This window comes from Barnesiella sp. CU968 (genome assembly GCF_905219685.1).
Classification (GTDB): domain Bacteria; phylum Bacteroidota; class Bacteroidia; order Bacteroidales; family Muribaculaceae; genus Lepagella; species Lepagella muris_A.
In genome coordinates this window covers 1-1,977 of the sequence record NZ_CAJMXD010000478.1, presented here as the reverse complement: position 1 = coordinate 1,977, position 1,977 = coordinate 1, and the positions used below count along the sequence as shown (strand labels likewise).

3 protein-coding genes are annotated in these 1,977 nt (G+C 41.6%); all 3 read left to right on the top strand.

All coding sequences use genetic code 11. The annotated features are described in order from the left end of the window. The coding region (locus tag JX312_RS12895; protein WP_204458327.1) for a hypothetical protein at nucleotides 1-311 on the top strand (311 nt) is incomplete at its 5' end. Between the two features lie 163 nt (nucleotides 312-474). Continuing rightward, nucleotides 475-1,485 (top strand): DNA cytosine methyltransferase, encoded by a 1,011-nt coding sequence (locus JX312_RS12890; protein ID WP_204458325.1) that lies wholly within the window; start codon nucleotides 475-477, stop codon nucleotides 1,483-1,485. Between the two features lies 1 nt (nucleotide 1,486). After that, on the top strand, nucleotides 1,487-1,977 hold a 491-nt coding region (locus JX312_RS12885; protein WP_204458324.1), incomplete at its 3' end, for a DNA cytosine methyltransferase.

The window sequence follows — 1,977 nt, the reverse complement described above, 5'->3', positions numbered from 1 at the left end:
TCTTGGCATCCGGCAATTCCTTGCTTGGGGAGAAGGGGAAGGGACATCAGTATCAAGCCTACAATGAGACTGTTGTCTCAGGTGATTTGAGTGTATCCCGGCATAAACCGCTAAGGCAGGGATGCCGGATGGCGGTTATTCTACAATTAAAATCGACCTTTCCGATGACAGGGACCGTCTTATGGCAGAAAAAGGATATGCACCGCTATCCGAATACTTCTATTCTACACATTGATACCGCGAAGTCAGATAACGGCATAGGAAGATTTACTTTTGTGTGGGAAATGTTGCTGTTCTTAACTAATTTTTAAGTATCTTCGCAAACTGAATCACAATAAGTCCCCGATGAGTGATGATAGTAATTATGTAGGTCGGTTCCAATGGGACTGTCATTATAATTTTCTAAATTCCCAGCCCCCAGTATTGTTGGGGATGACAGTGGCCTGTGGAATTACATATACAAATTGAAAATAAATGAATTTGATTAGTCTTTTTTCCGGTGCCGGAGGTTTGGATTTAGGTTTTCATAAAGCTGGTTTCAGGACTGTCGTGGCAAATGAGTTTGATGCCAAGATTTGTCCGACTTTCCGTGCGAACTTTCCAGAAGTGAATCTGATAGAAGGTGACATACGCAAGATTCCTTCTTCTGAGTTTCCAGATAATGTCGTAGGTATAATAGGAGGTCCCCCTTGCCAATCATGGAGTGAGGCTGGATCATTAAAGGGGATTGAAGATGCGCGAGGTCAACTCTTTTATGAATATATCCGTATTATACGGGATAAACAGCCTATGTTTTTTGTTGCAGAGAACGTGTCTGGAATGCTTGCAAAACGTCATTCGGAAGCAGTTGACGGTTTTATGAATTTGTTTGATAAAGCTGGGTATGATGTAAATTTGAAGATGCTCAATGCCAATGACTATGATGTGCCGGAAGACCGAGACCGTGTGTTTTATATCGGATTCCGTAAAGATCTGAAGATACACGATTTCAAATATCCAACGCCTTTGGAGCATAAGCCTACTTTGCGCGAGAGCATATGGGATTTGCAATATTCCGCAATACCAGCACTGGAAAAGAATAAAACTAATGGAAATGCTTGTAAGGTTCTGAACAACGAATATTTCATTGGAGCGTATTCGCCAATATTCATGTCGCGCAACCGTGTGCGTTCTTGGGATGAGCCAGGTTTTACGGTTCAGGCAAGTGGACGCCAATGCCAGTTGCATCCGCAGGCACCTAAGATGATAAAGGTGGAAAAGAATCTGCAAAAGTTTGTGGAAGGGAGTGAACATCTATATCGGAGAATGACAGTGCGAGAGGTCGCTCGTGTGCAAAGTTTCCCGGATGGGTTTAAATTTATTTACGAAGATGTTAACTATGCCTATAAAATGATAGGTAATGCCGTTCCCGTTAATTTGGCTTATCATGTAGCTATGCAAATAAAGAAAACATTGATTGAAAAGGGGGCACTTCTTGCCGAATGATATGAAAGTCGCATCATTTTTTGCCGGATGTGGCGGATTGGATATGGGCTTTAGGCAAGCCGGCTATGAAGTTGTCTGGGCGAATGAATTTGACGAAGCGATACATAAAACGTATCAATTCAATCACCCGAATACTTTTTTGTGTAAGTCAGACATTCGAACATTAAAAGCGGCAGATATACCGGATTGTGACGGGTTCATCGGGGGACCTCCTTGCCAATCATGGAGTGAAGGCGGTAAACAATTGGGTCTGGAAGACGAAAGAGGCAAATTGTTTTTTGATTATATTCGGTTGATAAGAGAAAAACGTCCCCGTTTTTTCCTTATAGAGAACGTACAAGGAATTATTAACGACAGACATTTCAATACATTTTTATTATTTCTTTCTACTCTTGAGGATGCAGGTTATGTCGTAAGTCACTGGCGTCTCTTAAAATCTGTTAATGCGAAATTGTTAAACTCTGTATTCATGTTGGTTACGCGATTTTCTGG

What these genes read in the sequence shown, in the direction of transcription:
- JX312_RS12890 (WP_204458325.1), top strand. Translation starts at nt 475, where the DNA reads ATGAATTTGATTAGTCTTTTTTCCGGTGCCGGAGGTTTGGATTTAGGT.